The sequence below is a fragment of the Streptomyces sp. TS71-3 genome (assembly GCF_018327685.1).
GTDB lineage: Bacteria > Actinomycetota > Actinomycetes > Streptomycetales > Streptomycetaceae > Streptomyces.
Genome location: NZ_BNEL01000001.1, coordinates 3,676,784 through 3,693,527 on the forward strand (window position 1 = coordinate 3,676,784; position 16,744 = coordinate 3,693,527).

A 16,744-nucleotide genomic window follows, 5' to 3' on the forward strand; every position below is an offset into this window, starting at 1 on the left:
GGTGCCTCATGGCCGGTGCTCCGCCCGCCCGGACGGTACGGCCAGGCGCGCGCTGTGCAGTTGCGCGAGGAGACCGGCCACGTCCTGCTTGGCGTGCGGGGCGGCCGGCGGGTGCGTGGCGGCCAGGTGGCCGGCGGCCTCCTCCGGGTTCGCGCCGTCGAGCAGCGTCCGCACCACCAGCGCCGCGCTGGCGTTGAGCTGCCAGTAACGTCCGGTGGCGCGGTCCCACAGCACCATCCCGCCCGCCGTGGCCACCGCGCTGACGTGCGGGTACAGGGTGAGCGGGGCCCCGGCCGGCCGGGGGACCCGGCGCCCGGGACGGCCCGCGCCGGCCGCCGGTCGCCGCGTGCCGGGGCGCGGGATGCCGGAGGGCACGGCTGCGGGGCGAAGGCCGACGGGGACGCGCTCCGCGGGCCGGGCCGTGCGCTGCTCGGCGGCGAGGGCGCGCAACCAGCTCTCGCAGGCCAGCGTCGCGTCCAGCTCCGCGGCGCCGGGCGGGCCGGCGCCCGGCCGGAGCAGCGCCTGCCGTACCTCCGCGTCGTCGACGAGGCCGTGCCGGGCCAGCTCCGAACCGTCGAACAGCGCCAGCAACTCGGCCCGGTGCCGGAGCAGTCCGGCCGCCGCCTCCGCGGACCGCCCGAAGCCCGGCTCGCCCTCTGGCGCCCGGAGCAGCAACCCCTCGGGGACGGCGCCGCGCAGGGCCGCGGCCAGCAGCGGCTTGAACTCCCGGGGCGGGCAGCGCTCCTCCAGGCGCACCGCCAGCACCGCGCCGAGCACCTCGTCGTCCAGGTACGGCAGGGTGAACCGCATCCGGCCGGCCATGGTCAGGCGGTCGGCCAGGCGGGCCGCGGCGCCCGTCGCGCGGGCCCTCAGCAGCGCCTCGTGCTGGGCGCGTTGGGCGGCCAGCGGTGCCACCGGCTCGCGGGCCGCGGCGAGCAGCAGCCCGCGGGCGGCGTCGGCGGCGTCTCCCGTCACCCACCCGGGCAGCCGCGGCGGCGGCGACCATGTGAACGCGGTTCCCGATCCGCCCGGCCAGGGCGCGGTGAGGGCGGCGGCGTGGTCGCGCATCTCCCGGGCCGGGCTGCGGCAGTCCGCCAGCGCCCGCAGCGTGGCGGCCCACGGCCCCCGGGATCCGGCGCGCAAGCCGTGCAGGTGCCGCAGGGCGGTGCCCGGACGTGTCCGCACCAGATCGTGCACGTAGGTGCCGCCCGGCCGGAACAGTTCCTGGCCGCCGTGCCCGGCCAGGTGCACCCGGGAGCCCTCGGCCGCCATGGCGCGCGCCAGTTCGGCGAGCCGCGCCCGGCCGCGCAGCCAGGCGAACGGCTCGTCCAGGTCGGCCGAGGGCGCGTCGGGGCCGAGGCCGGCGAACTCCGGCGCCATGGCCGCGAGGGGGGCGGCCCGGTGCCGGGCTGCGGGCAGGGTAGCGGCGACCAGCGAGGCGTACCGGACGTGTTCGCCGCCCGGGCCCGGCTCCGCCCAGCGGTGGGTGACCAGTTCGGCCGGCCCCCGGGCGGCCAGGAAGGCGAGGCCCGCGGCCTCCACGCCGTCCGACAGGTCGACGCTGACCGTGCCCGACTCGGCGGTTCGGGCGGCCACCGCCGCGGCCAGCGCCTCCCGCACCAGCGGTGCGCCCTCCGCCAGCGCGAGCGCCGGATCCGGGGGCGTCCAGCGGCGCCGGGTGCTCGCGGAGCCGTCCGGTTCCAGCGCCAGCCAGTGGTCCCCGGGCACCGCGCGGACCCCGCGCCAGGGCGTCGACTCGTGGAGCGGGAACGGTGTGGTGCGCAGCGCGAGACGTAACGCCAGCCACGCCGGGTCCCAGTCGGCACCGGTCAGCCGGGCCAGGACGCGCGCCGAGTCCGCGCCGATCGCCGCCCCGCGGAACCGGCAGTGCACCATCCGCCGCACCGACGCCAGCGACCCCTGGGCGCGCACCCGGCCGCCCACCGACGCGACCAGATGGAAGCAGCCCGGCGCCGCGGAGACCACCGCCTGTGCTCCCTCCACCGACCGCACCCCGGCCAGCCGCCTGCTCAACGACGCGGCGGAGAGGGGGCAGAAGCCGATCACCGCCACCCGCGCCGAACCGGCCGCGGCGACCGTCACCCGGCCGTCCGGCCAGTGGCCCACCAGCCAGGGCCGCCCCGAGGCGTGCTCGACGATGTCGTCCGCGCGCGGCAGCAGCGCGCGGGCCGCGGGCAGGGCGCGGTCGCTGTCGGGCAGGACCACGAACCACTCACCCATGGCGCCCTGGAACCATCAGCCGAGACCCCTCTCGCCGTGCCGCACGTCTGTCGGATGCTCTGCCCCATTACGGTCGGTACACAAACGACGGAGGACGGTACCGGATTCGAAACCCCACGAAGAGGTGCAGACGAGGACTCGGCGCGAGCATTCCCGACCAAAGTGCCCCAGAACGCCACCGGCGCACACCCTCACCCGCACTCCCTGTGCGCTCCATCGGCGCCGGGACCGCCACGCAGGGTGAGTGCCGCAGGAGATCGACCGGGCTTCGTGCCGCGTGGTCCCCCAGGCCCGGGATCGCAGGTCCGGGATCGGCCGGCCTCTGCGCGGCCGGTGCTCGGCCGACCCGGTCGGCGCCCGCCCCCGCGTGGATTGCCAGGGAAGCAGTCACCTGTCAAAGTGGTGACATGGAGCATGCGTTTGTCTGCGGCAACCCCGCGCTCGACTTCCTGGTGACGCTCCGGGCCCGCCGTACGGCGCGCCTGGAGGTTCTCACATCGCCCGGCAGGCTCGTCGACTGGCACGTGGAGTCAGGGCTCGTCGACTCCGTCACGGCATGCCACGAGTTCGACCTCCAGCAGGCGGTGGGGGTGCGCGAGGCGATCTACGAGCTGGTGGGCGCCCGGCGGGCCGGTCAGGAGTACGGTGCGCAGGCGCTCGCCCTGGTGAACGGCGCGGCCCGGGTGCCCGCCGCGACACCGCAGCTCACCCCCTCCGGACGGTGGACGCAGGCGACCGCCGTGGAGGCCCTCTCCCTGGTGGCGCGGCACGCCGTCGAACTCCTCGGCGGGCCCGACGTCCCGCTGCTCAAGGAGTGCGGCAACCCCGAGTGCACCCGGATCTACATCGACCGCTCGCGCGGCATGCGCCGGCAGTGGTGCGGCATGGAGTCCTGCGGCAACAAGATCAAGGCGGCGGCGTACCGGGCGCGCAAGAAGCAGACCGGAGCGGCGGCGCTCGCCTGACCCGGGGCCTGCCGGAAGCCTGCCGGAGAGGTCGGCGCGAGCGCGGGCGGGCCGGTGCGCCGGTCCTCCCCGGCACCCCGCCCCGCCTGTGCGCCGGCCCTTCCTGGCGGCGTCACCTGACGAGCGGGTGACCTCTCGCGGGGCAGGCTTGCGCGCCTTCACGCGGCTTCGTGCGCCCTCCCGCCGCCCCACGCGCCCTCGTGCGGCTCCCCGGCTCGGCTCCGGTCGGCCCTCTGGCCAGATCCTTGCACATGTTGTCTTCGCGCCAGCGGCGCCCGGCAGGGGCCCGAGGGCACAGTGAGGCCCATGAACGTGCTCTGGATCCTGGCCCACCCCGACGCCCGGTCGCTGAACGGCTCCCTGCACCGCGCGGGGGTGGACGCGCTGACGGAAGCCGGTCACCACGTCGAGGTGTCCGACCTGTACGCCATGAAGTGGAATCCCGTGGTCGACCGGCAGGACTACGACCCGGACCACGGAGTGGAAGACTCCGCATGCGACATGGCCGGCGGCGAGCGGTTGCGCGTCGACCGGGCCTCGCAACGGGCCCTGGAGGAAGGCACCCTCAGCCCCGACATCCTCGCCGAGCAGGCCAGGCTCGACCGCGCCGATCTGGTCGTGGTGCAGTTCCCCCTGTGGTGGGGCGGGGTGCCCGCCATCCTCAAGGGCTGGATCGACCGCGTCTTCGTGCGCGGTTACGCCTACGGCATCCCCGATCCCGACCGGCCCGGACGCAGCCTGCGGTACGGGGCCGGGGGACTGGCGGGCAAGCGCGCGCTCGCCGTGGTGACGGTCGGCGCCGCCTCCGACGGCTACGGGCCGCGCGGCATCGACGGCTCCTTCGACGAGGTGCTGTTCCCGCTGCTGCACGGCACGCTCTTCTACACGGGCATGTCCGTCCTGCCGCCCGTCGTGGTCTACGGCGCCAACCACCTGTCAGACGAGCGCTACCGCGCCGCCGCCGCGGACCTCCGCACGCGCCTCGCCGAGGCGGAGACCGCGCAGCCCACGTACCGCACGCAGAACAGCGGCGACTACGACGACGCCATGGTGCTGCGGCCCCACGTGGCGGACGGCGGCAGCGGGCTGGGCGCGCACCGCGCATAACGGCGCGGTGCGCGCCGCCGAGGCCGGTCCGGGCTCATTGCCAGCGTTCCGCCGATCGCTTAGCTTCGTGTACGTGCATACCGGGATGCGACTGACCGCTCGCCTTCATGTCGACCTGAGCAGGTCGGCCAGCGCGCTGTGTCGTTGCTGTCGCCCGGCGCACCGGCCCGGCGCCTGATCGTCTTCGCCGCCTGATCCGGGCCGCATCGCCTGATCCCGGCCGCATCACCTGATGCCGGCCGCGTCGCCCGGTCCCGGCACCATCACCTGAAGCCGGCCCGTCTCCTGACGCACGCTCACTCCGCCGATGCGCCGGATCCAGGAGCCCTGCGGACCGACCCCCACGTGCGCCTGCGGGCCTGCGCACCGAGCGGTTGCCAGGTCCCGTACCGCCGTCTGCCGTCTGCCGTCTGCCGTCTGCCGTCTGCCGTCTGCCGTCTGCCGTCTGCCGTCTGCCGTCTGCCGTCTGCGCGCGACTGCCGCGTACGACGCACTTCCCACGCGATTCGGAGCCCTCGTATGAGCCCGGAATTCCTCTGGTACATCCCCAACACCGTCGAGCCCGGCCACCGCGGCGACGACACGAAGGACGGGTGGGGAACCCTCGACTTCTCCACCGAACTGGCCCGTGCCGCCGAGGACCACGGCTGGGGCGGTGCCCTCATCGGCACCGGCTGGGGCCGCCCGGACACGTTCACCGTGGCCACCGCCCTCGCGGCGCGCACCACCACGTTCAAGCCCCTGGTGGCGGTGCGCCCCGGATACTGGCGCCCCGCGCACTTCGCCAGCGCCGCGGCCACGCTCGACCGGCTCAGCGGCGGCCGGCTGCTCATCAACATCGTCAGCGGCCTGGACAACGGCGGCGCGTACGGGGACGGGCAGGGCGACCCGGCCCGCCGCTACGACCGCACGAAGGAGTTCCTCCAGCTCGTGCGGCGGCTGTGGACCGAGGAGAACGTGACGTTCCGGGGGGAGTTCTTCGGCGTCGAGGGCTCGACGCTGAGCCCGCGGCCCTTCGGCGCCGACGACGGGCGCACCCCGCGGCTCTACTTCGGCGGCGCCTCGGAGGCGGCGGAGCGGGTCTCGGCCACGGAGGCCGACGTCCAGTTGTTCTGGGGAGAGCCGCTTGAGGGCGTGGCCGAGCGGATCGACCGCCTCAGGTCGCTGAGCGCGATCCTCGGACGGACCCACGCCCCGCTGGAGTTCGGCCTGCGGATCACGACCCTGGTCCGCGACACGACCGAGCAGGCCTGGCACGACGCCGAGGCGAAGGTCGCGAGGATGGCCGACCGGAGCGGTTCCCTGCTGTCCGGCCCGCGGCGCCGGGCGGTCGGCCAGCGGCGGCTGCACGATCTCGCGGAGCGCGGCGAGGTGCTCGACTCCTGCCTCTACACCGCTCCCGGACGCTTCGGAGGCGGCGGCGCGGGCACCACCTGGCTGGTCGGCTCCCCGGACGACGTCGCCACGGCCCTGCGGAGGTACGGCGAGCTGGGCATCACCCACTTCGTGCTCTCCGACACCCCCTACAAGCCGGAGGTCGTCCGCATCGGCGACCAGCTGCTCGGACGGCTCCGCGAACGGGTGCCGAACTGAGGGTCCGGGACCGAGGACTTCGGCGCGGCGGAACCTACAATGGGGTGGGTTCCGGTGCCGCCGGACGGGAGCCCGGAGCCGGCCCCGGTCCGGCACATGTTCGGACGCACAGGGGGAGCGCCGGCCACGGCGAGGGGCGGCACGCCAATGCACTCCGGAGGACAGGCATGGTCGTACGACTGACCAAGGGCGGGAACGTATCCCTGACCAAACAGGCCCCCGGGCTGACCGCGGTGACCGTGGGCCTCGGATGGCAGCCGGGACAGCCGGCCCCCGGCGGTCCCGAGGCCGGCGCACTGCTGTGCGGCCAGGACGGGCGGGCCCTGTCCGCCCGGCACGTCGTCTTCCTCGACAACCTCACCAGCCCGGACGGCTCGGTCCGCCACGCGGGAAGCGGCGCCGCGGCGGCGGGTGGGGACGACGAGCAGATCGAGGTCGACCTCGCGCGCGTGCCCGAGGAGGTCGACAAGGTCGTCTTCGCGGTGTCCTTCCCCGGCTCCGGTGCCGCCGGCCTCGGCTTCGGCCAGGTCCAGAGCGCGCACGTGCGCGTGGCCGACGGGGACGGCGGCGCCGAACTGGCCCGCTACGACCTCGACGGCCGGGGCCTGACGGTGGAGACCGCCGTCGTCTTCGGCGAGCTGTACCGGCACGGCGCCGAGTGGAAGTTCCGCGCGATCGGGCAGGGCTACACCACGGGGCTCGCGGGCATCGCGGCCGACTACGGCGTCGAGATCCCGAGCCGGGCCCCCGCGCCCGCCGCCCCCCGCCCGGCGGATGCCTTCCCGTCCCAGCCGCAGACCGGGGCCGTCCCGCCCGGGGCGGTCCCGGGCCCGCCCGCGTTCGACGGCCCGGTCTCGCCCCCGCCGCCCCCGCACTCCGGGACCGGACCCGCGCCGGCCGGGCCCGCCACCTTCGTGCCGCCGGCGCCCGGCGCTCCGGGGCCGCAACCGGCGGGGTACACCCCGGCAGCCCCGCCGCCGGCCGGCCAGCCCATGCTGTGCTTCTTCGACCCCTCCCACGGCCCGGCCGCGGGACCGGTGCTGTGGTCGCCGCAGTGGGGCACGCCCCGGCCCGTCGACGCCTGCAACGCCTGCGCGCAGCGCGTGCAGACGACGGCGCCCCCGTACTACACGCCGGCCCAGGAGGGCTACCCGCAGCCGCAGCCGGGCTACCCGCAACCGGGATATCCCCAGCCGGGATACCCCCAGTCCGGCTATCCGCAGGGAGCCCCGTACGGGTACCCGCAGCAGGGCTACCCCCACCAGGGCTACCCGGGCCACCACGGCGACCACCACTACGGCGGCCACCACGGCGAGCACGGAGGCCGCAGGTTCGGCGCGGGCGCGCTCATCGGGGCCGGCGCCGCGGGGCTGATCGGCGGTGCGCTCCTCAACGAGGCGTTCGACGACGACGATCCGGACGTCGTCGTCGAGGACTACGACTTCGGGGAGTGACACCCCGCGGAGTGACACCCCCCGGTGTGGCGCGGCAGCCGCGGGCCGCCGCGCCACGGAAGGGGACCGTCAGCCGCTCACGGAGGTGATGTTCGAGCTCCCGCTGCTCTGGTAGCCCTCCGTCGCGAGGATCATGTAGTACGCGAAGCTGCCCAGCCGCATCCCGTACCGGCTCCACGCGTCGAAGTGGTTGCCCGTGGTGATCGTGCCGCCCGTCCGCTTCGACTGCCGGACGCTCCAGTACTGGTTGAACGTCTTGGTGCCCTCGACGGACGGGGCGTTGTACCGCGTCGTCTGGTAGACGTCGTACGTGCCGCCGTCGCTGGACACCGTGCCCTTGTACGTCCCCGTGGGCCGGTAGGTGCCCCAGTTGTCGACGATGTAGTACTCGACGAGCGGGTTCGAGGTCCAGCCGTAGAGGGCCAGGTAGGCGTTGCCGGACGGGTTGAAGCTGCCCGAGTAGTTCACGTTCCGGCGCCCGCCGTTGCTCCAGCCCTTGCCGCAGACGAAGTTCCCGACGTTGGACCACTGCGTGCTGTAGGCGCCGCCGGACTTCAGGGTCATGGAGACCTGGCCGCCGCCGTCGGTCCAGAACGAGTAGTAGAAGCCGTTGTTGGTGCCGGTCTGGTTGGTGCTGATGGTCGTGTCCGCGTAGGCGGTGCCGGGCACGACCAGCCCGGTCGTGACGAGTGCCAGAGCGCCTGCGCGGCCGATGAGGCTCCGGCGGCTGATCGGCTGTGCGGGGCCGTCGTTCGTGTGCATGCTTCCTCCTCATGAGGGCTGGCGGGGGACGCCAGGCAGCGTGATACGACCCGGCGGGCATGCCGGTGGTCAGGGTGATGCGACCCCGCACGCGGGCGTCGTGCGACGCGGCGTGGCGGGGGCGGGGCATGCCGGTCGCCGAGCGGTCGACGACCGGGGGAGCGGGTCGCGGCTCGTGACCCGGATCGGCAGCTGGTCAGGTCTGCCGATGCCGACAGTGTTGGCCTGAGCCATGAACCTGTCAACAGTTCCCGCAACAATTGCGAAAACCGCATTCTGGCCAGGAGTCACGCGAGGGTGAATGGTGCCTGGTCAGATACCTGTCCCCTCACCGGCCTTGCAGGTCGATCGACGGATGAGGCGGAGTGGGAGATCGTGATTGGCGGTACCTGCATCGAAAGCTGTCGAAAGTTTCGCGATCCCTTGAGGGAGGCCGGGAGACACGCGCTCGGTGCGGAGACCCGTTCGCGTCAGGCGTGCCGAACGCCGCCCGGGCCGCGCGTCCGGAACAGGACCAGGGCCGCGGCGGCGCACGCGAGGAGGACCAGGGCGCACAGGAGCATCGCCATGTGCAGGCCGCTGGTGAATCCGCTGTGGGAGGCGTCGTTCAGGGCCCGGCGCGTGGCGGCGGAGACGTGGGCCGCCTGGCCCGGATCGGCCTGCCCGGCGTGGATCGCGGTCGACACCGCCACCCGGGCCGAGGTGTCGAGGCGGTCGAACGGCGCGGCGACGGCCGCCCGCTGGCGGGCGTACAGGATGGCGCCGAGCACGGCGATGCCCATGGTGGCGCCGATCTGCCGGCACGTGTTGTGCAGGGCGGCGGCGGTGTTGACGTGGTGCGGGGGCACGCTGGAGACCGCCACGTTGCTCATGGTCGAACTCATCAGACCGCATCCGATGCCGACCAGCGACAGCCGCCATTCCAGATCCGCGAGGCCCGGCCTGGGTGCCTCGGTGGCCAGCGCCAGGCACCCGGCGGCCGTCACGAGCAGTCCGGTGACGAGGACGCTCCGGCCGCCCACGCGTGCCGTCAGCCTCCCGGCCACGGGCGCGAACGCGGCCATGCACGCGGTCAGCGGCAGGAAGAGCACTCCGGTGGTCAGGGCGGAGTACCCCTGCTGCTGTTGCAGGTCGAGGCTGTAGAAGAACAGCACGCCGAAGAGGGTCAGGAAGTACGCCAGTCCGGCCGCGTTGGCCGCCACGAAGCCGCGCACGCGCCACAGTTCGAGCGGCATCAGCGGGTGGCCCCCGCGCCGCGCCACGAGATGCTCGGTGCCGAGGAAGAGCCCCGCGCCGGCCGCGGCGGCGACGAGCGCCCCGGTGATCCTGGGCGAGCCCCACCCGTACGTACCGGACTCGATCAGCCCGTACACCAGGGCCGTCAGCGTGAGCACGCCCAGGACGATGCCGGCGAAGTCCACCGGGGGAGCCTGCCCCGGCCGCCCGTGACGGGCGGCGGGCACCACGCGGTACCCCAGCGCCAGCGTGACCACGGCCAGGACGAGCACGAGGGCGAAGCCGGCCCGCCAGTTCGCGACGGTGAGCGCGAGACCGCCGAGGACGGGGCCCGCGGCGAGGCCTATGCCGGCGACCCCGGCCCAGATCCCCACCGCCCGCGCCCGCGCGGAGGGCTCGGTGTACTCGGTGACCACGATGGCCAGCGTCTGGGGGAGCATGACGGCGGTGCCGAGGGCCTGGATGGCACGCGAGACGAGCAGCACGGACGTGGTCGGGGACACGGCGCACAGCAGCGAGCCGAGCAGGAAGGCGGAGACGCCGACGAGGAACGTGCTGCGCCGGCCCAGCCGGTTGCCGAGCGCGCCGCCCGGCAGCAGGAGGCTGGCGTAACCGAGGGTGTAGATGTCGGCGACCCACTGGAGTCCGGTCACCGACGTGTGCAGCGAGCTGCCGATCTGCGGCATGGTCACGTTGACCAGGGTCGAGTTCAGCATGGAGAGCATGAGGCCCAGGCACATGGCGAAGAGCACCAGCCCGGCTCCCCTGACGGGCGCCCCGGCCGCCGGTGCCTCCGCATCGGACGCACCCGCACCGGGCGCCCCCGCGCCGGCCCGCCCGCCAGGGGCGGGAGCCTCGCCGGAAGCGCGCCGGGGATCGGCCGGTATGTGTCGGGGCCCGGCCGGGCCGTCCTCTTCGACGTTCACCGCTGCCCTCCCTTCTCCGCTGCCGTCGCACGCCTGAGCTGCGCCGCCTCGATAAAGTTAGGCTAACTATAAAACGGTCGCCGGATGGCCCCGAAGCCCGGTCCCACCCCCGGCCGTCATGCCAGGCTGTACGCGGGAGGCACCACATGGGCGATCAGGAACGTGACCCGAGGCACGGGGACCCGGACCCCGGGGACCTGGCTGCCTACCTGCGCCCGCGGTTCCTGCGGATCAGCCAGGCCATGCGCCGGGACACGCAGGGCCTCGCGGTGACCATCACCCAGGGGGCCGTGCTGAGCCTGCTGCGCGCCGGCCCGTGCGGCGTGGGGGAGCTGGCCCGTGCGGAGGGGGTCCGTCCGCCGAGCATGACCCAGATCGTCAACCGCATGATCGAGCTCGGGTGGGTGACGCGCAGCGGACCGGCCGTGCGCGGCAGCCAGGTGGAGATCACCGAGCTGGGCCAGAAGGTCTGGGCCGACGTCACCCGGGAACGCGTGGCACTGCTGGCCGCACGCGTGGAGGCGCTGTCGGCCGACGACCAGCGCACGCTCCGCGCCGCCCTTCCCGTCCTGGACAGGCTCTTCGGCCCGCCGATCTCCTAGGCGCGGCCCCTTGCGAGGCGAACGAAGAGTCCACCGGGCCCCGTTCGGGACCCGGTGGATCGGTGCGGGGTCTCCAGCCGGACGGTTCGACAGGCGGGCTCGACAGGCGGGCTTGACCGGTCTGCTCAGCCGGTCTGCTTAACCGACCAGCTCGGCCGGTCTGCTCGGCCGGTCTGCTTGACCGGTCTGCTCAGCCGGTCTGCTCAGCCGGCCGTGTCCGGCCGGTCGATCAGCCGAAGTTGACGTCGCTGCATATGAAGTACGTCTGGTCGAGGTGCGACGCCTGCCAGATGGTGTAGACGATGTGGTGGCCGGTGCGGCCCGGGGCGCTGGCGCTGAAGGTGTAGTCCGTGGCCGGCGCGTACCTGCCGGTCTTCGTCACCTGCTCCAGGTCGCTCCACTTCAGCGACTGGCTGGTCGGGTCGTAGCCCTGCTTGGTGACGTACACCAGGAAGTAGTCGGCGCCGTGGCTGGCCTGGTCGTGCAGGCGCAGGCTGAAGTTGCTGCCGACGTTCGTGGTGGTCCAGCGACCCGGCACGTCCAGCGAGTTGGCCAGGCCGCCCTGCGCGTGGCCGGCGCTGCACAGCTGGCCGTCGGGGATGTTCTGCTGGAACTTGCCGGCCAGGTTGTCCCGGTACAGGCTCATCCAGTTCCACATGGTGTTGGGGTTGGCCTGGAAGGCCTGCCAGCACATGGGGTCTTCCTGCTCCATGGCCGGGTTCATGTGGTCGCTGCCCCAGCGCTCGTAGCAGCCGTAGCTGCGGGAGGCGGGGTCCACGACCGAGCCGTGGGCTCCGGCGGGGCTCATGAACAGGGTCAGCAGGCCGGCGATCGCGGCCAGCATGGGTGCTGCCACCCGTAGCGCCCAGCGGTGGGGGGAGGTGTGAGAGTGCATGGTCGGTCTCCGTCTTCCGGTAAGGAACGGGGGGTTTCCGGCGACTCATGGGAGCGCTCCCAAGATTACGGGGACTTTACCCGAGGACATGTCGCCGTAACAGCGCCTCCAGGCCAGATTCGTGCACCCGTTCGCCGGCATCGCGCGCCCCGGGCGCCCCTTCGTTCCCGCGGCGGACCGCACCGGTATGCCGCGTCTGCGGACGAACGGATGTCAGGGGTACGGCCTGTCCTCGGGCCGCACGGAATCCGCCGGTGCGGCGCGTCTCCGTAGGACGGCCGGAATCATCTCCCCGGCGCCGCGGGGGAGCTGGCGCGCCAGAACGAGACCGGGGGCATCGAACGACGTCGAGCCGCAGAACGACATCGGGCGCGTCGAACGGCATCGGCGCGCCCGAACGACATGGGCAAGCTCGAACGACGGCGAGTGCCCCGGAACGGCATCGGGCGCGCCCGACGACGTCAGGCGCGCCCGAGTGCCGTGACCGTCAGGCCGCGGACCCGTGCGGATCGGCCGTTCCGGGCAGTGCCCGGGCGGTGCGCCGCTTCTCGCTCGGCCAGCGGACGTCGTGGACCCAGTTCAGCTTCTCGAAGATCCAGATGAGGCGGGCCGCGATGTCCAGCTGCCCCGGCAGCACGCCGTGGCGCGCGCAGGTGGGGTCGGCGTGGTGCGAGTTGTGCCAGCTCTCGCCGAACGACAGCAGCGCGAGCGGCCAGAAGTTGGTGGCCTTGTCGCGGCTGGCGAACGGGCGCTTGCCCGCGACGTGGCAGATCGAGTTCACCGACCAGGTGACGTGGTGCAGCAGCGCCATCCGCATCAGGCCGGCCCAGAAGAACCCGGCCAGCGCACCGCTCCAGGTGCCGGTGACGAGGCCGCCGACCAGCCCCGGGCCCAGCAGCGAGACCGCGGTCAGCAGTCCGAAGAGCCGGCCGATGAGCTGCATGTCGGGATCGGCGGCGATGTCGGGGGCGAACCTCTCGCGGTTGCTCAGCTCGCGCTTCAGCATCCACCCGATGTGCGCGTGGACGAGCCCCTTGAGCAGGGCCCGGGTGTCGTTCCCGTAGCGCCAGGGGGAGTGCGGGTCGCCCTCGCGGTCGGCGAAGGCGTGGTGGCGGCGGTGGTTGGCCACCCACTGGACCGGCGAGCCCTCGACGCCCAGCGAGCCGGCGATGGCCAGGGCGATCCGCAGGCCCCGCCGCGCCTTGAACGAGCGGTGCGTGAAGAGGCGGTGGTAGCCCATGGCGATGCCGAGGCCCGACACCAGGTAGGTGACCACGGCCATGCCGAGGTCCAGGGCGTTCACGCCCCATCCCCACGCGAGCGGCACGGCGACGAGCAGGCAGATCGGCGGCCCGATGACGAAGAGCCACATCGCCACCCCGGCCGCCGCGTTCTGTGGTTCGTCGAGCAGAGGCCTGGCCCCGGCGGCGGTGTCAGGCGCGGTGTCGGTCGCGGTGGCGGCGTCGCGTTCTGCGACGGCCTGTTCAGGACGGACATCCTCGTGCTGGCTCATCGGTTCCTCGCCGTCGCTAGAGCCTTTTCGGACGTGGTGCCGGACCGATCGGGGGCACGCGCGCGCGTGCGCGATTTCGAGCGCACCCGGCGGCCTCGGGCACACGATGGCATCGGACGGCATCCGCACAGTTCGCCGCCGATGGCCAGGGTGTGAACGCCGCGGAAGTAAAAGCGCCTCGCCGCCTGGTGCAAGCCCAGAACGGCCGGATCCGTGCGATGCACGCGCGGTACCCGTGCGACGGACACGGCGGCATCCAAGCGGCGGATGCGCGGCATCCGTGCGATGGACGCGCGGGCATCCGTGCGATGGACGCGCGGGCATCCGTGCGATGGACGCGCGGGCATCCATGAGACGCACGCGCGGGCATCCGTGCGACGGACGCGCAGGCATCCATGAGACGCACGCGCAGCACCCGCGCGATGGACGCACGCGACGGTGCATCCCTAACGTCGGGCCCATGCATCCCGAAACGACCCGCGTCGCCGCGGAGCGCCTCGCCGAAGAGCGCCACCTCATCCGCTACAGCGGCCACGCCGCGTTCACCCCGGAGGTCATCGCCCGCGCCGCGGGCACGTCGGTGTTCACCGAGAGCGGCCGTGAACTGCTCGACTTCACCTCCGGCCAGATGAGCGCGATCCTCGGGCACTCCCACCCGGCGATCGTCGCCACGGTCCGCGACCAGATCGCCCTCCTCGACCACCTCCACAGCGGCATGCTCAGCCGCCCGGTCGCCGAGCTCTCCCGCCGGCTCGCCGAGACCCTGCCCGACCCCCTGGAGAAGGCGCTCCTGCTGACCACCGGGGCGGAGGCGAACGAGGCCGCGGTGCGGATGGCCAAGCTCGTCACCGGCCGCCACGAGATCGTCTCGTTCGCCAGGTCCTGGCACGGGATGACCCAGGCCGCCGCGAACGCCACCTACAGCGCGGGCCGCAAGGGCTACGGACCCGCCGCGCCCGGCAACTTCGCGCTGCCGGTTCCGGACCGCTTCCACCCCGACGTCGTCGACGCCGACGGCTCGCTCGACTGGCCGCGCCAGCTCGACCTGGGCTTCGACCTCATCGACGCCCAGTCGGTCGGCAGCCTCGCCGCGTGCCTGGTGGAGCCGATCCTCAGCTCCGGCGGCGTCATCGAGCTCCCGCCCGGCTACCTCGCCGCCCTGGCGCAGAAGTGCCGGGAACGGGGCATGCTCCTGATCCTCGACGAGGCCCAGACGGGGCTGTGCCGCACCGGCGACTGGTACGCCTTCGAACACGACGGCGTCGTCCCGGACATCATCACGCTCTCCAAGACGCTCGGCGCGGGTCTGCCGCTGGCCGCCGTGCTGACCAGCCCGGAGATCGAGCAGGAGGCGCACGAGCGGGGGTTCCTGTTCTTCACCACCCACGTCAACGACCCGCTGCCGGCCGCCGTCGGCAACACCGTCCTCGACGTCCTCGCCCGCGACCGCCTCGACGAGCGTGCGCGCCTGCTCGGGACGGCCCTGCGCTCCCAGCTCGACGGGATCGCCGCCCGCCACGAGGTCGTCGGGGACATCCGCGGACGCGGGCTGCTGCTGGGGGTGGAACTTGCCGGCGACCGGGTTCTGGGCACCGGCGGCGCCGACCGGCTCGGCGCGGCCGTCACCCGGCGCTGCTTCGAACTCGGGCTGCACATGAACATCGTCCAGTTGCCGGGAATGGGAGGCATCTTCAGGATCGCGCCGCCGCTGACCGCGAGCGACGAGGAGATCGCACGCGGCACCGCCATCCTCGACGAGGCGCTCACCGACGCCGTCCGGGGCCTCTGAGGCCACCGGGGCGCCCGGGGCCGCGGGGACACGACACGGAGGGCCCCGAGACGTCTGAGGTCCCGAGGCCCTTGCAGCCCCGAGGGCTTCGGGGCCGCCGCCACCCGGGCGTCCGGTCGGCGACCGTCGGCCTGTCAGCCCGCCGCCGGGCCCGGCGCGGGGGAGCGGACCAGCCGGACGAAGGGGATCCGCTCACCGGCGCGGCGGAAGGAGTCCTCGCTGCCGTCCACCTCGAAGCCCATGAACGCGCACAGGCGCCGGGCGACGCGCGGGTGCCGAGGGGCGTAACGGGCCATGATCCGGCCGCCCTCCTCCGCGGAGAGGAAGTGCGCGGTGACGGGGACGCGGTGGCTGCCGACCTGGATCGTGGTCCGCGGGGACTCCTTCAGGTTCCGGTACCAGTCCGCCGTCGGGCCGAATCCGGAGGCGAGCGTCCAGGCGGGCACCTCGCGGTCCAGGGCGACCACTTCGAGCACGACGGTGCGATCGAGGCCGGAGACCCGGCCGGTGTGGTGCAGCACGAGGAGCCGGTTGCCGAACAGCGGTCCGAGGCCCGCGCGGTACATCAGGAGCGGGAGCCGCGCCATCCGCCGGCGCCAGCCGGCCGGGCGTGCGGGCCGCCAGCCCTCTCCCTGACTCCCCGCCATCGCCGTCCTCTCCCCGTTGCCTGCGTCCCTGGCGCGCGGAGTCCGCCCCCGGACCCGCCCGGGAGCGGTCCGGCACGCCTCGGGTACCGAGCCCTGGCACAGCACGGGGCGCGGGGGAAGCCGGAGGGCACGCCGCTCGCCGATCCCGTCTCCCCCCGCCGTTCCCCCGCAGTCGCCCGCGCCCACCGGGTAAGAACCCCCGCCCGCCGCGCGCGAATGGAGACGGAAGGCCGGTCTGACGGTGTGTCGGTCCTCGCGGGACCCGGCCGCCGCCGGCCGCCGCGGACTCGACCGCCTCCGCCCCGGCGCTTCCGGTAACGACCCCTGCGCGACACGAAGGAGCCCCACGTTGCCCACCCCCCAACCGGCCACCCCCCACCCCCACACGCCCCCGGACCGCCGGATCCCCACGCTGGCGCTGCGGACCGGCCGGCTGGTGAGCCGGTACGGACTGGTCCTCGTCCTCATCTGGTTCGGCGCCGGCAAGTACGTGAAGATGGACAGCCGGGTCCTCATCGAGCACAGCCCCCTGATGAGCTGGATCTACGACGTCCTCGACGTCAAGACCGTGGCCGTCCTGCTGGGCACCATGGAGATCGTCGCGGGCGTCCTGCTGGCCCTGCGCCCCCTCTGGCCGAGGCTGTCCGCGCTCGGCAGCCTCCTGTCGATCGTGCTGTTCCTCGGCACCCTCAGCTTCCTGTTCACCAGCCCCGGCGTGATCCACAGCGTCTCGAACGGCCTTCCGGTGCTGTCCGCGCAGCCCGGCCAGTTCCTCATGAAGGACATCGTGCTGATGGGCGTCGCCATCTGGACCCTCGGCGACGCGTGGGCGGGCTCCCTGACGGGAGGTCACGAGACCTCTGCCGCCCTTCCGGAGAGCGGTCCGGACCTCGCGGCCGTCGCGGACGGCGGTGGCAGCCGGACCGGTCACCCGTACGGTCCGTAACTTCACCCTCCGGTCATCGTCACCATGTCCGGGCGTCAGATTCACTCCAGAACATCTTGCTGACGAGC

General features: G+C 73.7%; 14 protein-coding genes. 8 read left to right on the forward strand and 6 right to left on the reverse strand.

Translation table 11 applies throughout. The features are described from left to right. Positions 1–6: 6 nt before the first annotated feature. Positions 7–2,241, reverse strand: a complete 2,235-nt coding sequence (locus Sm713_RS14850) for a lasso peptide biosynthesis PqqD family chaperone (protein WP_212910092.1) — start codon at positions 2,239–2,241, stop codon at positions 7–9. Between the two features lie 407 nt (positions 2,242–2,648). Here Sm713_RS14850 and Sm713_RS14855 point away from each other — a divergent pair, with 407 nt between their 5' ends. From Sm713_RS14855 to Sm713_RS41190, 5 genes are all read left to right on the forward strand, one after another. Next, on the forward strand, positions 2,649–3,206 hold the full coding sequence (locus Sm713_RS14855; RefSeq protein ID WP_212910093.1) for an ABATE domain-containing protein: 558 nt from the start codon (positions 2,649–2,651) through the stop codon (positions 3,204–3,206). 306 nt (positions 3,207–3,512) lie between these two features. Then, positions 3,513–4,313 (forward strand): NAD(P)H-dependent oxidoreductase, encoded by an 801-nt coding sequence (locus Sm713_RS14860; protein ID WP_212910094.1) that lies wholly within the window; start codon positions 3,513–3,515, stop codon positions 4,311–4,313. 85 nt (positions 4,314–4,398) lie between these two features. Then, on the forward strand, positions 4,399–4,491 hold the full coding sequence (locus Sm713_RS41670; protein ID WP_374196048.1) for a putative leader peptide: 93 nt from the start codon (positions 4,399–4,401) through the stop codon (positions 4,489–4,491). A 341-nt stretch (positions 4,492–4,832) separates the two neighbouring features. Next, on the forward strand, positions 4,833–5,906 hold the full coding sequence (locus tag Sm713_RS14865) for an LLM class flavin-dependent oxidoreductase (protein WP_212910095.1): 1,074 nt from the start codon (positions 4,833–4,835) through the stop codon (positions 5,904–5,906). Between the two features lie 167 nt (positions 5,907–6,073). Beyond that, positions 6,074–7,360, forward strand: a complete 1,287-nt coding sequence (locus Sm713_RS41190; RefSeq protein WP_212910096.1) for a TerD family protein — start codon at positions 6,074–6,076, stop codon at positions 7,358–7,360. Between the two features lie 69 nt (positions 7,361–7,429). Here Sm713_RS41190 and Sm713_RS14875 read toward each other — a convergent pair whose 3' ends face one another. Both Sm713_RS14875 and Sm713_RS14880 read right to left on the reverse strand, forming a co-directional pair. Next, positions 7,430–8,122, reverse strand: a complete 693-nt coding sequence (locus tag Sm713_RS14875) for a glycoside hydrolase family 11 protein (protein WP_212910097.1) — start codon at positions 8,120–8,122, stop codon at positions 7,430–7,432. A 470-nt stretch (positions 8,123–8,592) separates the two neighbouring features. Then, positions 8,593–10,284, reverse strand: coding sequence for an MFS transporter (locus tag Sm713_RS14880; RefSeq protein ID WP_212910098.1), 1,692 nt, complete (start codon positions 10,282–10,284; stop codon positions 8,593–8,595). A gap of 146 nt (positions 10,285–10,430) precedes the next feature. Between Sm713_RS14880 and Sm713_RS14885 the strand changes: the two genes are divergently transcribed. Continuing rightward, positions 10,431–10,886 (forward strand): MarR family winged helix-turn-helix transcriptional regulator, encoded by a 456-nt coding sequence (locus Sm713_RS14885; RefSeq protein ID WP_212910099.1) that lies wholly within the window; start codon positions 10,431–10,433, stop codon positions 10,884–10,886. A 229-nt stretch (positions 10,887–11,115) separates the two neighbouring features. Here the strand turns inward: Sm713_RS14885 and Sm713_RS14890 are convergent, their stop codons facing one another. Both Sm713_RS14890 and Sm713_RS14895 read right to left on the reverse strand, forming a co-directional pair. After that, the gene (locus tag Sm713_RS14890; RefSeq protein ID WP_212910100.1) at positions 11,116–11,781 is read right to left on the reverse strand and encodes a lytic polysaccharide monooxygenase; all 666 of its coding nucleotides are present in this window, start codon (positions 11,779–11,781) and stop codon (positions 11,116–11,118) included. Between the two features lie 487 nt (positions 11,782–12,268). After that, positions 12,269–13,294: an acyl-CoA desaturase gene (locus tag Sm713_RS14895; protein ID WP_212910101.1), complete on the reverse strand. Its 1,026-nt coding sequence runs from the start codon at positions 13,292–13,294 to the stop codon at positions 12,269–12,271. A 460-nt stretch (positions 13,295–13,754) separates the two neighbouring features. Here Sm713_RS14895 and Sm713_RS14900 point away from each other — a divergent pair, with 460 nt between their 5' ends. Continuing rightward, positions 13,755–15,083 carry an aspartate aminotransferase family protein gene (locus Sm713_RS14900; protein WP_212910102.1) on the forward strand — a complete coding sequence of 443 codons (1,329 nt, stop codon included), beginning with the start codon at positions 13,755–13,757 and terminating at the stop codon, positions 15,081–15,083. Positions 15,084–15,217: 134 nt separating this feature from the next. Here the strand turns inward: Sm713_RS14900 and Sm713_RS14905 are convergent, their stop codons facing one another. Beyond that, positions 15,218–15,730: a nitroreductase family deazaflavin-dependent oxidoreductase gene (locus tag Sm713_RS14905; RefSeq protein WP_212910103.1), complete on the reverse strand. Its 513-nt coding sequence runs from the start codon at positions 15,728–15,730 to the stop codon at positions 15,218–15,220. Between the two features lie 349 nt (positions 15,731–16,079). Here Sm713_RS14905 and Sm713_RS14910 point away from each other — a divergent pair, with 349 nt between their 5' ends. Next, positions 16,080–16,676 (forward strand): DUF417 family protein, encoded by a 597-nt coding sequence (locus Sm713_RS14910; protein ID WP_212910104.1) that lies wholly within the window; start codon positions 16,080–16,082, stop codon positions 16,674–16,676. Positions 16,677–16,744: the final 68 nt, after the last annotated feature.